Source organism: Limimaricola litoreus (genome assembly GCF_024159025.1).
GTDB classification, from domain to species: Bacteria; Pseudomonadota; Alphaproteobacteria; order Rhodobacterales; family Rhodobacteraceae; genus Limimaricola; species Limimaricola litoreus.
On the sequence record NZ_JAMYXC010000179.1, the window covers coordinates 1 to 16,044 of the forward strand.

At 69.5% G+C, this 16,044-nt stretch carries 14 protein-coding genes; 1 reads left to right on the top strand and 13 read right to left on the bottom strand.

Annotation, left to right across the window (positions count from 1 at the left end):
• The 9 genes from ftsZ to NHG85_RS11745 form a co-directional block, all read right to left on the bottom strand.
• Positions 1 to 1,101, bottom strand: a 1,101-nt coding sequence (ftsZ, locus tag NHG85_RS11705) for a cell division protein FtsZ (protein WP_253332578.1), incomplete at its 3' end; no start/stop codon positions are given.
• Positions 1,102 to 1,278: 177 nt separating this feature from the next.
• Complete coding sequence (gene ftsA / locus NHG85_RS11710) at positions 1,279 to 2,607, bottom strand: cell division protein FtsA (RefSeq protein ID WP_253332580.1); 1,329 nt, start codon at positions 2,605 to 2,607, stop codon at positions 1,279 to 1,281.
• A gap of 21 nt (positions 2,608 to 2,628) precedes the next feature.
• Positions 2,629 to 3,516 (bottom strand): cell division protein FtsQ/DivIB, encoded by an 888-nt coding sequence (locus NHG85_RS11715; RefSeq protein ID WP_253332582.1) that lies wholly within the window; start codon positions 3,514 to 3,516, stop codon positions 2,629 to 2,631.
• Positions 3,504 to 4,418, bottom strand: a complete 915-nt coding sequence (locus tag NHG85_RS11720) for a D-alanine--D-alanine ligase (RefSeq protein WP_253332584.1) — start codon at positions 4,416 to 4,418, stop codon at positions 3,504 to 3,506. The genes NHG85_RS11715 and NHG85_RS11720 overlap by 13 nt, the downstream gene beginning before the upstream one ends.
• Positions 4,419 to 4,515: 97 nt before the next feature.
• Positions 4,516 to 5,451, bottom strand: coding sequence for a UDP-N-acetylmuramate dehydrogenase (gene murB, locus NHG85_RS11725; RefSeq protein ID WP_253332586.1), 936 nt, complete (start codon positions 5,449 to 5,451; stop codon positions 4,516 to 4,518).
• A complete protein-coding gene (locus NHG85_RS11730) occupies positions 5,448 to 5,705 on the bottom strand; it encodes a DUF2484 family protein (RefSeq protein WP_253332587.1) in 258 nt (85 codons plus the stop codon). The genes murB and NHG85_RS11730 overlap by 4 nt, the downstream gene beginning before the upstream one ends.
• Positions 5,702 to 7,105 (bottom strand): UDP-N-acetylmuramate--L-alanine ligase, encoded by a 1,404-nt coding sequence (murC, locus tag NHG85_RS11735; RefSeq protein ID WP_253332589.1) that lies wholly within the window; start codon positions 7,103 to 7,105, stop codon positions 5,702 to 5,704. The genes NHG85_RS11730 and murC overlap by 4 nt, the downstream gene beginning before the upstream one ends.
• 17 nt (positions 7,106 to 7,122) lie before the next feature.
• Complete coding sequence (locus NHG85_RS11740) at positions 7,123 to 8,229, bottom strand: UDP-N-acetylglucosamine--N-acetylmuramyl-(pentapeptide) pyrophosphoryl-undecaprenol N-acetylglucosamine transferase (RefSeq protein ID WP_253332591.1); 1,107 nt, start codon at positions 8,227 to 8,229, stop codon at positions 7,123 to 7,125.
• Entirely contained in the window at positions 8,229 to 9,395 is a 1,167-nt protein-coding gene (locus tag NHG85_RS11745) for a peptidoglycan glycosyltransferase FtsW (protein ID WP_253332593.1), read from the bottom strand. The genes NHG85_RS11740 and NHG85_RS11745 overlap by 1 nt, the downstream gene beginning before the upstream one ends.
• A 152-nt stretch (positions 9,396 to 9,547) precedes the next feature.
• Between NHG85_RS11745 and NHG85_RS11750 the strand changes: the two genes are divergently transcribed.
• Positions 9,548 to 10,738 carry a BaiN/RdsA family NAD(P)/FAD-dependent oxidoreductase gene (locus NHG85_RS11750; protein ID WP_253332595.1) on the top strand — a complete coding sequence of 397 codons (1,191 nt, stop codon included), beginning with the start codon at positions 9,548 to 9,550 and terminating at the stop codon, positions 10,736 to 10,738.
• Between the two features lie 39 nt (positions 10,739 to 10,777).
• Here NHG85_RS11750 and murD read toward each other — a convergent pair whose 3' ends face one another.
• The 4 genes from murD to NHG85_RS11770 all read right to left on the bottom strand — a co-directional run.
• Positions 10,778 to 12,175 carry a UDP-N-acetylmuramoyl-L-alanine--D-glutamate ligase gene (gene murD, locus NHG85_RS11755; RefSeq protein WP_253332597.1) on the bottom strand — a complete coding sequence of 466 codons (1,398 nt, stop codon included), beginning with the start codon at positions 12,173 to 12,175 and terminating at the stop codon, positions 10,778 to 10,780.
• Positions 12,176 to 12,193: 18 nt separating this feature from the next.
• The gene (gene mraY / locus NHG85_RS11760) at positions 12,194 to 13,276 is read right to left on the bottom strand and encodes a phospho-N-acetylmuramoyl-pentapeptide-transferase (protein ID WP_253332599.1); all 1,083 of its coding nucleotides are present in this window, start codon (positions 13,274 to 13,276) and stop codon (positions 12,194 to 12,196) included.
• Positions 13,277 to 13,281: 5 nt separating this feature from the next.
• Positions 13,282 to 14,712 carry a UDP-N-acetylmuramoyl-tripeptide--D-alanyl-D-alanine ligase gene (locus tag NHG85_RS11765; protein WP_253332601.1) on the bottom strand — a complete coding sequence of 477 codons (1,431 nt, stop codon included), beginning with the start codon at positions 14,710 to 14,712 and terminating at the stop codon, positions 13,282 to 13,284.
• Positions 14,709 to 16,044, bottom strand: a 1,336-nt coding sequence (locus NHG85_RS11770; protein WP_253332603.1) for a UDP-N-acetylmuramoyl-L-alanyl-D-glutamate--2,6-diaminopimelate ligase, incomplete at its 5' end; no start/stop codon positions are given. The genes NHG85_RS11765 and NHG85_RS11770, both read right to left, overlap by 4 nt.

A 16,044-nucleotide genomic window follows, 5' to 3' on the forward strand; every position in this document is an offset into this window, starting at 1 on the left:
GGCGCGGGGCGCGGGCTGCTGGGCCTCGCGGCGCGGCGGCACCGGAGCGGCGGGGACCTCGTCCTCTGCAGTGACGCGTTCGCGCAGCGGCTCGCTCATCTTGCGGCGCGGCACGGGCACGTCCTCGGGCTTGACGAGCGCATCGATGCCGGTCGCCACGACCGAAACCCGCATCCGGCCTTCCATGCCGGTGTCGAGCGTCGAACCGACGATGATGTTGGCCTCGGGGTCGACCTTTTCGCGGATCTTGTTGGCCGCCTCGTCGAGCTCGAACAGGGTGAGATCGTAGCCGCCGGTGATGTTTATGAGCACGCCGCGCGCGCCCTCGAGGCTGATCTCGTCGAGCAGCGGGTTCGCTATCGCCTTCTCGGCCGCCTGCACCGCGCGGTTCTCGCCATCGGCCTCGCCGGTGCCCATCATCGCCTTGCCCATCTCGTCCATCACCGCGCGCACGTCGGCGAAGTCGAGGTTGATCAGGCCCGGGCGCACCATCAGGTCGGTCACGCCCTTGACGCCCTGGTAGAGCACGTCATCGGCCAGCGCGAAGGCCTCGGTGAAGGTGGTGTTCTCGTTGGCCAGCCGGAACAGGTTCTGGTTGGGGATGATGATCAGCGTGTCGACCACTTTCTGCAGCGCCTCGACTCCGGCCTCGGCCTGCTTCATGCGCTTGCCGCCCTCGAACTGGAACGGCTTGGTGACGACGCCGACGGTCAGCACGCCGAGCTCGCGCGCGGCCTGGGCGATGATCGGGGCCGCGCCGGTGCCGGTGCCGCCGCCCATGCCGGCGGTGATGAAGCACATATGCGCGCCGGCGAGGTGATCGACGATCTCCTCGATCGATTCCTCGGCCGCGGCGGCACCGACGGTGGCGCGCGCACCCGCGCCGAGGCCTTCGGTGACCTTCACGCCCATCTGGATCTTGGCTTCGGCGCGCGATTGCTGCAGCGCCTGTGCGTCGGTGTTGGCGACCACGAACTCGACACCGTCGAGTTCCTTCTCGATCATGTTGTTGACCGCGTTGCCACCAGCGCCGCCCACGCCGAAGACGGTGATCCGGGGCTTGAGATCTTCCTGCCCCGGCAGAGAGAGGTTGAGTGCCATCGCTGTCTGCCTGTCCTGAATCTGGCCCGTCCCGCCGGGCGTATTTGCCATTATCTGGCCAAACTATCCGCGCGCGCTCGCATCGTCACGGGGAAACTCGGGCATTCTTACTGATTTCTTGAGGTTTCCGCAGCGGCGAATATCGCCCCACCGGGCCGATGAGCGACATTTTGCGTATCACCAGTTGTCCTTGAACCACTTGAAGGCCCGCTTGAAGGACCGCGCCGAGTGGCGCTCGGCGGGCACTTCGAAGTCCCACCACTCGTCCTGCGGATGCGCGGCAAAGAGACACAATCCGACCGATCCGGCAAAGGCCGGGCCGGTGGCGGCCTGCGGCAGGCCCTGCACCCGCAAGGGGCGGCCCAGCCGGACCTGCTGGCCGAGGATGCGTGTTGCCAGACCGTCGAGGCCGGGGATCTGGCTGCCGCCGCCGGTGAGCACGATCTGCTGGCTGGGCAGATGCTCGAAGCCCGCGGCATCGAGCCGCTGGCGCACCTCTTCGAGGATCTCCTCGACTCGCGGCCGCATGATGCCGATCAGCTCGGCGCGGCTGACAGTGCGGCGGTCGTGCTCCCAATCGCCGGTGTCGCCGCCGATCTCGATCATCTCGCGGTCGTCCATGCCGGTGGCGACCACGCCGCCGTAGAAGGTCTTGATCCGCTCGGCGGTGGCCATCGGCACCTGCAGGCCCATCGAGATGTCGGAGGTGACGTGATCGCCGCCCATGCGCACCGAATCCGCGTAGATCATGTGCTTGCGGATGAAGACCGAGATGCCCGTCGAGCCGCCGCCCATGTCGATGCAGGCGGCACCCAGCTCCTGCTCGTCCTCGACCAGCGACGAGACGCCCGAGACATAGGCCGAGGAGGCCAGCCCCGCGACCTCGAGATCGCAGCGCTTGATGCAGTAGAGCAGGTTCTCGATCGCGGTGGCGTCGACGGTGAGCAGGTGCATGTCGGTGGTCAGCCGCTGGCCGATCTGGCCGCGCGGATCGGCAAGGCCCGAGCGGTGGTCGAGCGCGAAATTGACGGGCTGGGCGTGCAGCACCTCGCGGCCATCGCCGTAGTCGGGCATCTCGCAGGCGGCGAGCACGCGGCCGATGTCGCTGCCGGTGACCTGCCCGGCCTCGACCTCGACCTCGCCGTCGAGCCCGTAGCTGCGGGGCCGCGCGCCCGAAAGCGTGGCGATGACGTGATCGACGCGCACGCCGGCCATCTTCTGCGCGGCCTGCACCGCGGTACGGATCGCGCGCTCCGTCTCGGCCATGGCCGCGACCTCGCCGAAGGAGACGCCGCGCGAACGGGTGGTGGCGGCGCCGATGATGCGGAAGTTGGACTGCCCGGCCATCGAACCCACGCCGTCGAGCGCGGGCGCGTCACCATCGAAGCGCAGGACCAAGCAGGCGATCTTGGAGGTGCCGACGTCGAGAATGGCGATCACGCCCCTCTGCATCGCCGCCTTGCGCATGTGCCGCATCGCCCGCTGCGTCTGGTAGAGCTGCCCCATCGTTTCGTCCCTGCCCCGTTCCTAGTTGTTATCGCTGACGCGGCGAAGCCGCACCAACGCCTGCTCGGTCAGCCTTATGGTCGGCCGATCCTCGTTTCTTATGTCCACCGCCGCGATGTCGCGCGCCAGCATGTCCTCGGCCTCGTCGAGCGCCATCACCCGCTCCAGCGCCGATACCGCCCCGCTCGCGGGCAGAAGGATGCGCTGGCCGCGGTCGAGCACGAGATCCCAGCGCCGCTCGCCCATCCGCACCAGCCCGCGTACCCGTTCCGCCACGGGGGCGGCGGCGGCGAAGAGCGCCAGCGCCTCGTCGATCTTCCTGATCGCGCCGTCGCCCGCGATCAGCGGCAGGTCGGCGCGGTCCGGGCGCGACGCGATCATGCCGGTCATCACCCCTTCGGCATCGACCAGCCGCAGCCCGTCGACATAGCGCCAGACGGCGACCGGCACGCGCTGCGTGACCTCGATCCTCAGCGTGCCGCCGGGTTGCACCCGGACTGTGGCGTCGGCCACGGCCGTCAGCTCGCGGATGCGGGTTCGGATCTCGGGCAGGTCGAGGTCGAAGGAGGAGATCGGCATGGTCTCGGGCAGGAAGCCCTGGATCGCGGCGGCAAGCGCCGGCTCGGCGCCCTCGATCTCGACCGTGCCGACCATGAACTCGGGGCGCTGCTGCACCATGAGCTTCAGCCCGTCGATCCGGGCGGCAAAGGCGGCGCGGTTGTCGGCCTGACCGAACCAGATGCCACCGACCAGCGCGACGAGGAGAACCGGCAGGCCGAAGCGGATGCCGAACCGGAAGGCCGGCGTCAGCATCAGCCGCTGGTAGCGATAGCCCCAGCGCGTCGGCGCCGGATCGCGGCGCATGCCGTAGCGCGGCTCGCGCCGCAAGAGCGCCTTCAGCGATCGCACGAGGCATCCTCCACCAGAAAGCGGCACAGATCGGGAAAGGAAATGCCGACCTTCTCGGCCTGCTCGGGCGTGAGCGAAGTCGGCGTCATGCCGGGCTGGGTGTTGGTCTCAAGAATCGCGAGCCCATCGAGGCCCCGCGTCTTGTCCCAGCGGAAATCGGTGCGCGACAGCCCGCGGCAGCCCAGCGCGCGATGCGCGCGGCGGGCGTGATCGAGGCAGGCCTCGAAGATCTCCCCGGGCAGATCGGCGGGCACCACGTGGTGCGAGCCGCCGGTCTTGTACTTGGCGTCGTAGTCGTACCAGCCGCTCGTGACGATGTCGGTCACGGTGAGCGCGCGGTCGCCCAGCACCGTGACGGTCAGCTCGCGCCCGGGCAGGAAGGCTTCGACCATCACCGTTTCGGGCATGTCATCGGAGAGCTGCGGCGGTGCGGCGGCATCCTCGGCCACGATGTAGACGCCGACGCTGGAGCCCTCGTTGTAGGGCTTCACCACATAGGGCGGCGGCAGGACATGGCCCGCCATGACCTCGGCCTTGCTGGCCAGCAGGCTCTTGGCGACGGGCAACCCCTCGGCCCGGAAGACCGCTTTGGTCGCCTCCTTGTCCATTGCCAGAGCCGAGGCCATCACCCCCGAATGGGTATAGGGGATGCGCTGCCATTCCAGCAGGCCCTGGACGCAGCCATCCTCGCCCCAGCGGCCATGCAGGGCGTTGAAGACGACATCGGGGGCGTGCTCGCGCAGTCGGTCGATCAGGTCGGGGCCCGCATCGACCTCGATCACCTCGTAACCCGCCTGCCGCAAGGCCGCCGCGCATTCGCGCCCCGTGGAAAGGGAAACCTCGCGCTCTGCCGAGGGTCCGCCCATTACCACGACAACCTTGGGATGTGTCTCGCTCGACATTCCCGCACTGCCCCATCCGCGCGCCGCTGAACGGCGCGTCATTGTTATGGCCCGCCCCGGGCCTGCCCCGCTTTGCAGGGTTCGAATTATGCGCTTGTCACGCGCCCGGTTCCCCGACCAGCATGATTTCCCATTCTAGCGTCAGCCCCGAATGTTCGTAAACCCTTTTCCGGACCTTCTCGCCAAGGGTTTCGAGATCGGCCGCCGTGGCCTCGCCCGTGTTGGTGAGAAAATTCGCGTGCTTTTCGTTCATCACCGCACCGCCGAGCCGCGCGCCGCGCAGCCCCGCCTCTTCGATCACTTTCCAGGCCTTCAACTCGTGGCTGTCGTCGGTCCGCCCGGTCGAGGAAAACCCGGCCGGGTTGCGGAAGGTCGAGCCCGCCGTGCGGTCCTTGGTCGGCTGGCTGGCGTCGCGCCTCTCGATCTGCTCGGCCATGCGCGCCTCGAGCGCCTCGGGGTCGCCTTCGGGCGCATCGAACACCGCCTCGACGATCACCGCGCCCTCGGGCAGCGTGCTGGAGCGATAGGCCAGCTCCAAGCTGGAGGCGGGCAGCACGTCGAGCTTGCCGTCGCGGCGGATCACCGTCACCTCGCACAGCGCATCGGCAACGTAAGCGCCGTAGCAGCCCGCGTTCATCCGCACCGCCCCGCCGATCGCGCCGGGAATGGTGCGCAGGAAGGTCAGGTCGCGCCCCGCCTGCGCCGCCTTGCGCGCCACATGCGCATCGAGCGCCGCGGCCCCGGCCGTCACCGTGCCGTCATCCGCGATATCGATGCCGTTGAAGCCGCGCCCCAGCCGGATCACCACGCCGCGCACACCGCCGTCGCGCACGATCAGGTTCGAGCCGACCCCCATCGGAAAGACCGGCACTTCGGGGTCGAGATTGCGCAGGAAGTCTGCCAGATCCTCGCGATCGGCGGGCTGGAACAGCCAGTCGGCCGGGCCGCCCACGCGCAACCAGGTCAGGTCGGCCAGCGCGCGATCGGGCGTCAGCCGGCCGCGCACGGAGGGAAGGTCATCCGCGACCCTCATTGCGTCAGCCGCCACAGCCGCTCCATCGCCGCCTTCAGCGGCCAGCGCAGCACCGAGGCCCCCGCCGCCATCAGCCCCACGCCCGCGATCGGCCCCAGCGCATAGGTAGCCCAGCCCAGAAGCGGCACGCCGATCACCACGAGCGCGGTGGCGCAACTGCGGTGATTGTCGCGCGAGGGCAGCATCGCGGCGAGGTTCGCCGCGATCAGCCACAGGCAGCCGGCCATAAGCGGCAGGGCCTGCGCCGCGCTCACCTGCCCTGCTCCAGCCGCGCGGGCAGGGCCGCCGCCCAGCTGCTGATCGTGCCCGCGCCGAGGCAGACGACGATATCGCCGGGCCTGGCCTCGTTGCGCACCAGATCGGCCAGCGCCTCTTCGGAATCGACAGCATGGGCGTGGCGGTGGCCGTGGCGGATCAGCCCGGCGACCAGGTCGTCGCGCCCCGCCCCCTCGATCGGCTCTTCACCGGCGGCATAGACATCCGAAATGCCGACCACGTCCGCGTCGTTGAAGCAGGTGCAGAAATCCTCGAACAACGAGGCAAGGCGGGTGAAGCGATGCGGCTGGTGCACCGCGATCACCCGGCCTTCGCTCGCCTGCCGCGCGGCGCGCAGCACGGCGGCGATCTCCACCGGGTGATGGCCGTAATCGTCGATCACCGCGACGCCGTTCCATTCGCCGACCTTGGTGAAGCGCCGGTTGACGCCGCCGAAGGCGGCGAGTGCCGCGCGGATCTCTTCGCGCTTCATCCCGAGATGCCGCGCCACGGCCACGGCGGCCAGAGCGTTCGAGACGTTGTGGTCACCCGGCATCGGCAGGGTGCAACCCTCGATCACCGCGTCCTCGGCGCGCAGCACCACGTCGAAATGCGCCACGCCGCCCTTGTAGGTCAGGTTGGCGGCGCGCACGTCGGCCTGTGCGTTGAAGCCGAAGGTGGTGACGCGGCGGTCGGTGACGCGGCCCACCAGCGCCTGCACCTCGGGGTGATCGGTGCAGCACACGGCGAGGCCGTAGAAGGGGATGTTCGACACGAAGTCGAGAAAGCCCTTGCGCAGCCCCTCGATCGAGCCCCAGTGCTCCATGTGCTCGGGATCGATGTTGGTGACGATGGCGATGGTCGCGGGCAGGCGGTTGAAGGTGCCGTCGCTCTCGTCGGCCTCGACCACCATCCATTCGCCCTGCCCCATCCGGGCGTTCGAGCCGTAGGCATGGATGATGCCGCCGTTGATCACGGTCGGATCGAAGCGCCCCGCGTCGAGCAGCGTCGCCACCATGGTGGTGGTCGTCGTCTTGCCATGCGTGCCGCCCACGGCGACGTTGGAGCGCAGCCGCATCAGCTCGGCCAGCATCTCGGCCCGGCGCACCACCGGCAGGCCCCGCCGGCGCGCCTCGTCCAGCTCGGGGTTGCCCGGCTTGATCGCCGAGGAGATGACCACCACCTCGGCACCGTCGAGGTTTTCGCCCGACTGGCCGATGAAGACCCGCGCGCCCAAGGTTTCGAGCCGCTCGGTGATCTTCGAGCCCTTCAGATCCGAGCCCTGCACGCTGTAGCCCTGGTTCAGCAGCACCTCGGCGATGCCGGACATGCCGATCCCGCCGATGCCGACGAAATGGATCGGGCCGATATCGAGCGGCAGTTTCGTGGCGGCGTTCATGCTCTTTGTCCCGTCCATCAAGAATCGGTGCCCTTCTGTCCATCCGCGAGGCGTTCGACAACCCCCGCAAGCCGCTCCGCTGCGTCGGGAACGCCCGCATCGCGTGCCGCATGGGCCATGCGCATGGCACCTTCGCTGTTGCCCAGCACCAGCGCGATCTGTTCGGCAAGCGCCTCGACGTGGAATTTCTTCTCCGGAAACAGGATCGCGGCCCCGACCTGCGTCAGCCCGCGGGCGTTGGCGGTCTGGTGGTCGGCGGCGGCGGCGGCAAAGGGGACGAGCACGGCGGGGCGGCCGATGACGCTCAGATCCGCGATGGTCGAGGCGCCGGAGCGGCAGATCACCAGCTGCGCCTCGCTCATCCGGGTCGGCACGTCGGCAAAGAAGGTCTGCACGTCGGCGTCGATCCCCTCATCCGCGTAATAGGTCGAGACGCGCTGCACATCCTCTTCGCGCGCTTGGTGACTGACCCGCACCCGGCGGCGCAGCTCGGCCGGCAGCGCCGCGATCGCGGGCGGCACCACGTCCGACAGGATACGCGCGCCCTGGCTGCCGCCGATCACCAGCACCGACATCGGGTAATCGCCCGGCGGAATATAGGCGGCACCGGCCCGGTCGAGCACGGCGCGGCGCACCGGGTTGCCGGTGTGGACCGCCTCGACGCCGTCGGGCAGCGCGGTCGGCCATGTGCCGCAGGCCACCGCGTGGACGCGGCGCGCGAAAAGCGCGTTGACCCGACCCAGCACGCCGTTCTGCTCGTGGATCATGCGCGGCAGCTTGAGGATCGTCGCCGCCGCCAGCGCCGGAATGGACGGGTAGCCGCCGAACCCCACCACCACCGAGGGCCGGTCGCGCATCATCCGGCTCACCGCCGCCGCAACGCCGCCGCCGATGCGGAAGGGCGCCATCGCCTTGGCCGAGAGACCGCCGCGCGCAAAGGTGGCCGCGCCGACCTGCTCGATCTCGACCTCGCGGGGGAAGTTCTGCGTGTAGCGCGCGCCGCGCGCATCGGTGGACAGCTTCACCCGCCAGCCGCGGGTGAGCATCAGCTCGGCCAGCGCTTGGGCGGGAAACATGTGCCCGCCGGTGCCCCCGGCGGCGATGACGAGAAGAGGCGCCGACATCAGCGCCCCCGTCGCAGCAGGATGTCACCGATGCCGCCCTGCGGCCGGGTGCGGGTGAAGGCCAGTAGCATGCCCAGCGCGATGCCGGAGGCGATCACCGAGGAGCCGCCGTAGCTGACGAAGGGCAGCGTCATGCCCTTGGCCGGCAGAAGCCGCACCGCCACGCCCATGTTGATCATCGCCTGCACGCCGAAGGCACAGGCAAGGCCCGTGCCCGCGAGCCGGATGAAGGTGTCGCGCTCCTTCATCAGCCGCAGCAGCGAGCGCACCACGATGGTGGCGTAGAGCGCGATGATGACCATGACGCAGATCAGCCCGTATTCCTCGGCCGCCACCGCGATGATGAAATCGGTATGCGCGTCGGGCAAGGACCATTTTACCTGCCCCTCGCCCACGCCGACGCCGAAGAAGCCGCCCTCGCGGATCGCGTTGGTGGCATAGCCCAGCTGGGTGTTGGGGGCGACCTCGGCGGAGAGGAAGCCGTCGATCCGCCGGGCGAAATGCTCGGAGTTGTTGTAGGCGAAGGTGCCGCCGAGCACGACCGCGCCCGCGAGGCTCGCCAGAAGCACCATCGGCGCGCCGCCGACGAAATACATCACGCCCCAGGAGAACAGCACCAGCGCCGCCTGACCGAAATCGGGCTGCAGTGCGAGGAACATCACGATGGTGATCGCGAGCGCGAAGGACCACATCCGCCCCGGAGGGCCCGATGGCTCCATCCCCGCCGCCATGAACCATGCCGCGACCACGACGAAGCCGGGCTTGAGGAACTCCGAAGGCTGCACGGAGGCGAAGCCGAAGGAATACCAGCGCACCGCGCCCTTGCCGAAATCGGTGCCGAAGATCGGCAGCAGCGCCAGCGCGATAAAGGCCCCGGCGAAGCCCAGCACCGCGAGCCGGCGCACGAGCTGCGGCGTCATCATCGAAATGCCGAGCATCACCGCCAGCGAGACCATGCCGAAAAACGCCTGTCGACTGACATAGTAGAAGGGATCGAGCCCATTGCGCGAGGCCAGCGGCGGCGAGGCCGCGAGGCCCAGCAGGATGCCGATCGCGAAGAGCAACAGGATGCAGGACATGGTCCAGACATCGATGGTGCGCCACCAGCGCGGGAGAATTGGATCGACGGTCCGTACCGGAACCGCCCCATGCACCATTTCGGTCATGAACCTGCTGCCTGATTGCCTCTGCCCTGCCCGCTTTGTGCGGGTCTGTGGGACACACTAGCGCGAAATCGCCGGATTGACCATGAAAATAACGTCCAGTCTCGGTGCCGCCAAGGCTTGAGCCCGTGGCAGAAAAGCGGCAGGTCGCAGTCATGGACAAGACCCGGCATATCAACACACTGGTCCTCGGCGCGGGCGCCGCGGGGCTTTTCGCGGCCATGCATGCGGGGGGCGATGCGCTGGTGATCGACCACGCGCGCAACCCCGGCGAGAAGATCCGCATCTCCGGCGGCGGCCGCTGCAACTTTACCAATACCCGCACCGGGCCCGAATGCTTCCTCGGCGCGAATCCCCATTTCCACAAATCCGCGCTGGCGCGCTACTCGCCGTGGGATTTCCTCGATCTCGTGCAGAGCCATGGCATTGCATGGCACGAGAAGACGCTGGGCCAGCTCTTCTGCGACGGCAAGGCGACGCAGATCGTCGCCATGCTGATGGCGGAGGTGCAGGCGGCAGAGGCGGAGGTGTCGCTTCAGACCGCTCTCGTGGAGATCGCGCGCGAGGAAAGCGGTTTTCGCGCCGTGATCGAGCGCGCGGGCCGGCGCGAAACGCTTCATGCCGCCCGCGTGGTCGTCGCCACGGGCGGCAAGTCGATCCCCAAGATGGGGGCGACGGGGCTTGCCTACCGCATCGCCGAGCAGTTCGGCCTGCCCGTGACGGAAACCCGCCCCGGCCTCGTGCCGCTGACCTTTCCCGATCGCTTCTCGGGCCTTTCGGGCGTGGCGCTCCCCGTCAGGGCGCAGGCCGATAGCCCCTCCTTCGAAGAAGCGCTGCTCTTCACCCATCGCGGGCTGTCGGGCCCCGCGATCCTGCAGGCCTCCTCCTACTGGCGCGAGGGGGCGGAGATAAGCATCGACCTCGCCCCCGACGGGCGGCTGGCCGAGGCCCTGCGCGCGGCGCGGCGCACGGATGGGAAGAAGGCGCTGAAAACGGTGCTGGCGCAGCACCTGCCCGCGCGGCTGGTCGAGGCCTGGGCCGAAGACCACGCCATGCCGGGCAACATGGCCGACCAATCCGACCGCGCCATCGACGCGCTCTGCGCCGCCTTGCGCGACTGGCGGCTGGTGCCCTCGGGCACCGAGGGCTATCGCACGGCCGAGGTGACGCTTGGCGGCGTGTCCACCGATGCGCTGTCGTCGAAGACGATGGAGGCCAAATCGGTGCGGGGGCTGCATTTCATCGGCGAATGCGTAGACGTGACCGGCTGGCTCGGCGGCTACAACTTCCAATGGGCCTGGGCCTCGGGCTTTGCCGCGGGCACGGCGATCGCGCAGGGCGGCTGAGCCCCCGCGCGGCTCAGAGCCGGTCGCGCACCTGTGCCATCACAGCAGCGCGCGCACCTGCGCGACGAAATCCTCGCCCCGCTTCTCGAAGCTGTCGTATTGATCGAAGCTCGCCGCCGCGGGCGCCAGAAGCACCGTCTCGCCCGGCTCGGCCTCGGCCATGGCCCGCTCCACCGCGCGCGCCATCGTGCCGCAGACCTCGGCCTCGACACCGGAGAGCTTCATCGCGAAGGCCTCGGCCTCGCGCCCGATGACATAGGCCTTGGCGACGTGGTTCAGCCCCTCGCCCAGCCCCGACAGCCCGCCTTCCTTTTCCAGCCCGCCGCAGATCCAGCGGATGCGCGGGAAGGCCATGAGCGCCTTGGCGGCGGCATCGACGTTGGTGGCCTTGCTGTCGTTGACGAAGGCCACGCCGTCCTTTTCAGCCACGCGCTGCGAGCGGTGCGGCAGGCCGGGATAGGAGCGCAAGGCCGCCTCGATGCCGCGCGGGCCAAGCCCCAGCGCGCGCGCCACGCCCCATGCGGCGCAGGCGTTCTGATGGTTGTGCGCGCCCGGCAGGCCGGGGACGTCGCGCAGATCGACCGAGGCGACCTGCCGCCCCTTGCGGTATTCCGAGAGGAAACCCTTGCGCGCAAAGACGTTCCAGCCCGGCCCGGTCAGCTTGCGGCCCGAGGAGATCGCGATGACGCGGTCGTCCGACATGCCCGTGGCAAGCTGGTTGGCGAGGTAGCGGCCCTCGTTCTCGTCGACGCCGACCACCGCGCGGTCCGGCCCGCCTTCGGAGAAAAGCCGCCGCTTGGCCGCGAAATAGCCGCCCGGACCCGCATGCCGATCGAGGTGATCGGGCGAGAGGTTGGTGAGCACCGCGATGTCCGGCGTCAGCGCGCGGGCAAGCTCGGTCTGGTAGCTCGACAGCTCCAGCACCACCACCTCGCCGTCATGCGGCGGCTCGAGGTCGAGCACGCCGCGGCCGATGTTGCCCGCCAGCTGCGCAGGCCTGCCGTTCTCGGTCAGGATGTGGTGCAGCAGCGCCGAGGTGGTCGATTTGCCGTTCGATCCGGTGACGGCGACGATGCGCGGCAGCGTGTCGAAGGATTCGAAGCCTTCGGCGGCAAAGCTGCGGAAGAACAGGCCGATGTCGTTGTCGACCGGCACGCCCGCCTCCCATGCGGCGGCGATGGCCGCGTGCGGCGCGGGGTAGAGATGCGGGATGCCCGGCGAGGTGACCAGCAGCGACACGCCCTCGTAGGCGCTCGCGCGGGTCAGGTCTCGCAGCGCGATCCCCTCGGCCTCGGCGGCCTCGCGCCCCGAGGGGCCGTCATCCCATGCGACGACATCCGCACCGCCCGCCTTGAGCGCCGCCGCCGTGGCCCGGCCCGATCGGCCCAGCCCCAGAACGGCGATGGTCTGGCTTTCATGTCCGCGAACGGGAATCATCGCATGTCTCCGTGAAGCTCAGCGCAGCTTGAGCGTGGCGAGCCCGATCATCGCGAGGATCAGCGAGATGATCCAGAAGCGGATGACGATCTGCGGCTCGGACCAGCCCTTCTTTTCGTAGTGGTGGTGGATCGGCGCCATGAGAAAGACCCGGCGGCCGGTGCGTTTGAAGTAGAGCACCTGCACGATGACCGAGAGCGCCTCGACCACGAAAAGCCCGCCGACGATCGACAGCACGATCTCGTGCTTTGTCGCCACCGCGATGGCGCCCAAGCCACCACCCAGCGCGAGGCTCCCGGTGTCGCCCATGAAGACCGCCGCCGGGGGCGCGTTGTACCACAAGAAGCCGAGGCCGCCGCCGATCAGCCCCATGGTGAAGATCAGGATCTCGCCGGTGTCGGGCACGTAGTGCACGCCCAGATATTCGGTGAAGTCGGTGCGCCCCACCGCATAGGCGATCACGCCGAAGGCGCCCGCGGCGATCATCACCGGCATGATGGCGAGCCCGTCGAGACCGTCGGTGAGGTTCACCGCGTTGGCCGCACCGACGATGACGATCATCGCGAAGGGCACGAAGAGGATGCCCAAGTTGAGCAGCATTTCGTTGTAGACCGGAAAGGCGAGCTGGCCCGTGAGGTTCTCGGGGTGATACATCGCCGCCCACCATCCGGCGAGGGCCGCGATGGTGAAGCCGATCAACAGCCGCAGCTTGCCCGAAACGCCGTCGGTGTTCTGCTTGCGGACCTTGGCGTAGTCATCGGCAAAGCCGATCAGCGCAAAGCCCAGCGTCACGAAAAGCACCATCAGCACATAGGGGTTGTCGAGCCGCGCCCAGAGGACGGTCGAGGTCATCACAGCGCCGACGATCAAGAGCCCGCCCATGGTCGGGGTGCCCGCCTTGACGAAATGCCCCTCGGGCCCGTCGGTGCGGATCGGCTGGCCCTTGCCTTGCGTGCGGCGCAACACGTTGATCAGTGGCGGGCCGAACAGGAAGCCGAACAGCAGCGAGGTCAGAAAGGCCCCGCCCGCGCGGAAGGTGATGTAGCGAAACAGGTTGAAGAAATCACCGCCATCCGAGAGCAGCGTCAGCAGGTAGAGCATGGGCGTCAGGCCTTCTTGTCGGCGGAGGGGTTGCGTTGCCCCAGTTTGCGGATGGCGTCAACGAGGCGGCTGACCCGGCTGGCCTTGGAGCCCTTGATCAGCACGACATCGCCGACGCGGGCCAGCTGCGCCACCTCTTCGAGCAGGTCCTCGACCCGCTCGGCCCAAAGACCGCGCCGCGCCTGCGGCAACGCTTCATGCAGGGCGCGCATGCGCGGGCCGACGCAATGCACCGCATCCAGCGCGGCCATGGAGGGATCCTCGGCCATGGCCGCATGCATCTCGCGCTCGTTCGCGCCGAGCTCCAGCATGTCGCCCAGCACGGCGACGCGGCGGCCGGGGGGCGGGCCTTCGCCGGGCCGGGCCGCCGCGAGCACCGCCAATGCCGCCGAAAGCGAGGTCGGGTTGGCGTTGAAGGCGTCGTCGATAAGCTCGAGCGTGTCGCCGCGCGCGGGATCTATCGCCACCGTCTCGCGCGTGCCGCGCCCGGCGGGCGGGGCCCATGCGGCGAGACCGACGATGCTGCGCGCCCGGTCGGCCCCCATGGCCTGCGCCACGGCGATCACGCCCAAAGCGTTGCGCATGAAGTGCCGCCCCTCGCTCGCGATCTCGAGCGTGACATCTTCGCCGTCGAGCCGTGCATGGCCGCGGGTGACGCCGCCCCGGATCTGCGCTTCGCGCAGCTGGAAAGCGTTGTCTTCGGCATCGCCGAAACCGATGATTCGCGCCCCTGCCGCCTGCGCGGCGGCGCGCAGGATCGGGCTGACATCGAGATCGCCATGGATCACCGCGCAGCCATGGGGCTCCAGCCCCTCGAAGATCGCGGCCTTCTCATGCGCGATGCCTTCGACATTCTCGAAGGCTTCGAGATGGACGGCGGCGACGGTGGTGATCATCGCCACATGCGGGCGGGCCATGCGCGCCAGCGGCGCGATCTCGCCGGGATGGTTCATCCCGATCTCGATCACCGCGTAATCGGTGTCGACGGGCATCCGCGCCAATGTCAGCGGCACGCCCCAGTGGTTGTTGTAGCTCGCCTCGGCGGCATGGACGCGGCCTTGCCCCGTAAGTGCTGCGCGCAGCATTTCCTTGGTTGATGTCTTGCCGACCGAGCCGGTGATCGCGGCGACGCGGGCTTTCGTGCGCGCCCGCCCGGCCCGGCCCAGCCGTTCCAGCGCGAGGAGCACCTCGTCCACGACCAGAAGCGGCGCATCCGGGGCCACACCCTCGGGGATGCGGCTCACCAGCGCCGCGGCGGCGCCCTTCTCCAGCGCCTGCGCCACGAAATCATGCCCGTCGCGCGCGGCTTCCAATGCCACGAAGAGATCGCCCCGCCGCAGCGTGCGGGTGTCGATCGACACGCCGGTCGCGTGCCAGTCGCGCGTCGCGCGCCCGCCCGTGGCGGCGGCGGCGTCCTCTGCGGTCCAAAGCGTCATGCGTGGCCCTCCAGCGCCGAAACCGCGACCGAGGCCTGCTCGGCATCGTCGAAGGGCAGCACGTCGTCGCCGACGATCTGGCCCGTCTCGTGCCCCTTGCCGCAGATCAGCAGCGCATCGCCCGCCCCCAGCGCATCGACGCCGCGCAGGATCGCCTCGGCCCGGTCGCCGGTCTCGGTGACGCTCTCGGCCCCGCCGACCACGCCGCGCGCCCCTTGCATGACGGCAGCGCGGATCGCGGCGGGCTCCTCGCTGCGCGGGTTGTCGTCAGTGACGATCACCGCATCGGCGTGATGCGCCGCCGCCGCCCCCATCAGCGGGCGCTTGGTGCGGTCGCGGTCGCCGCCCGCGCCGACGATGGCGATGATGCGGCCCATCACATGCGGGCGCAGCGCCTTGAGCGCGGTCTCGACCGCGTCGGGCGTATGGGCGTAATCGACGAAGACCGTGGCCCCGTTGCCGCGCTGCGCGGCAAGCTGCATCCGGCCGCGCACGGTCGACAGCTCGGGCAGCGCGCGGAACACCTCGTCGGGGTCCTCGCCCGCGCCGATGACGAGCGCCGCGGCCAGAAGCACGTTCTCGGCCTGAAACCCGCCGACGAGGTCGAGCCGGCACATCCGCGCCGTGCCCTGCCAGGCGAATCGCAGCTCCTGCCCCGTCGCGTCGAAGCGCTGGGCCAGAAGCCGCAGCCGCGCGCCCTCGGCCCGGCCGACGCCGATCACCTCCTGCCCCCGCGCCGCGCAGCGCCGCGCGATCTCCGCCCCCTTGGCATCGTCGAGATTGGCGGCGACGACGCCCTCTTCGGGCAGCACCCGGTCGAACAGGCCGAGCTTGGCCTCGAAATAGGCCTCGAAGCTCTCGTGGTAGTCGAGATGGTCCTGGCTGAAATTGGTGAAACCCGCCGCCGCCGGGATCACCCCGTCGAGCCGGTGCTGGTCGAGCCCGTGGCTGGAGGCCTCCATCGCCACATGGGTCACGCCCTCGCGCGCGGCCTGTGCCAGAGCGTGATGCAGGGTGATCGGATCGGGCGTGGTGTGCTTGAGCGGATGGGTCCAGGCCCCCTCGACCCCGGTGGTGCCGAGGTTGACGGCGCGGCGGCCCAGCGCGGTCCAGATCTGCCGCGCGAAGGTCGAGACGGAGGTCTTGCCGTTGGTGCCGGTGACGGCGATCACCGTCTCGGGCGCAGGCCCGAACCACAGCGCCGCGGCGCGGGCCAGCGCCTGTCGCGGCTCTTCGGCGACGACGAGCGCGGCGGAGGTTCCGGCCAGGGCGGGGGCAGCGATGCGCGCGCCCTCCGCATCGGTGAGAATCGCCGCGGCCCCGCGCTCGAGC

What these genes read in the sequence shown, in the direction of transcription:
- ftsA (WP_253332580.1), bottom strand. Translation starts at nt 2,607, where the DNA reads ATGGGGCAGCTCTACCAGACGCAGCGGGCGATGCGGCACATGCGCAAG.
- NHG85_RS11720 (WP_253332584.1), bottom strand. Translation starts at nt 4,418, where the DNA reads ATGTCGAGCGAGACACATCCCAAGGTTGTCGTGGTAATGGGCGGACCC.
- murB (WP_253332586.1), bottom strand. Translation starts at nt 5,451, where the DNA reads ATGAGGGTCGCGGATGACCTTCCCTCCGTGCGCGGCCGGCTGACGCCC.
- murC (WP_253332589.1), bottom strand. Translation starts at nt 7,105, where the DNA reads ATGAACGCCGCCACGAAACTGCCGCTCGATATCGGCCCGATCCATTTC.
- NHG85_RS11740 (WP_253332591.1), bottom strand. Translation starts at nt 8,229, where the DNA reads ATGTCGGCGCCTCTTCTCGTCATCGCCGCCGGGGGCACCGGCGGGCAC.
- NHG85_RS11745 (WP_253332593.1), bottom strand. Translation starts at nt 9,395, where the DNA reads ATGACCGAAATGGTGCATGGGGCGGTTCCGGTACGGACCGTCGATCCA.
- NHG85_RS11750 (WP_253332595.1), top strand. Translation starts at nt 9,548, where the DNA reads ATGGACAAGACCCGGCATATCAACACACTGGTCCTCGGCGCGGGCGCC.
- murD (WP_253332597.1), bottom strand. Translation starts at nt 12,175, where the DNA reads ATGATTCCCGTTCGCGGACATGAAAGCCAGACCATCGCCGTTCTGGGG.
- mraY (WP_253332599.1), bottom strand. Translation starts at nt 13,276, where the DNA reads ATGCTCTACCTGCTGACGCTGCTCTCGGATGGCGGTGATTTCTTCAAC.
- NHG85_RS11765 (WP_253332601.1), bottom strand. Translation starts at nt 14,712, where the DNA reads ATGACGCTTTGGACCGCAGAGGACGCCGCCGCCGCCACGGGCGGGCGC.